1 protein-coding gene is annotated in these 475 nt (G+C 70.3%); it reads left to right on the forward strand.

The genetic code is table 11. From position 1 onward, the window contains the following. Nucleotides 1-149: 149 nt before the first annotated feature. Nucleotides 150-475: RidA family protein (locus ACFHWT_RS31455; protein ID WP_416598340.1), on the forward strand; the 326-nt coding region annotated here is incomplete at its 3' end.

The following is a 475-nucleotide window of genomic DNA, read 5'->3' on the forward strand; positions in this document are numbered from 1 at the left end:
GCCGACCGGCACGGCCCGGCCCTGAGGGCCGGCTGGATCTTCCTGGCCGGCGCGGCCACCGCCGCCGTTCCCCTCACCCCCGGCGCGCACGTGCGGGCCACCGTGCAAGGGCTCGGCACCGCCGCCTTCACCACCACCGGGAGTACGCGATGACCGCACACCTGGTCGCCGGCAAAGCCACCCCACGCGGCAAGTTCCCGCACGTCAAAACAGCTGGCGGGTTCATCTTCGTCTCCGGCACCTCCAGCCGCCGCCCCGACAACACCATCGCCGGCGCCACCGTCGACGAATACGGCACCACCCAACTCGACATCCGCGCACAGACCCGCGCCGTCATCGCCAACATCGCCGACCTGCTCACCGCCGCCGGCGCCAACCTGACCGACCTGGTCTCGGTCACCACCTACCTGGTCAACATGAACGACTTCGGCGGCTACAACCAGGTCTGGGCCGAACACTTCGACCACACCGGACC

It is taken from the genome of Micromonospora sp. LOL_021 (assembly GCF_048060215.1).
Lineage (GTDB): Bacteria > Actinomycetota > Actinomycetes > Mycobacteriales > Micromonosporaceae > Micromonospora_E.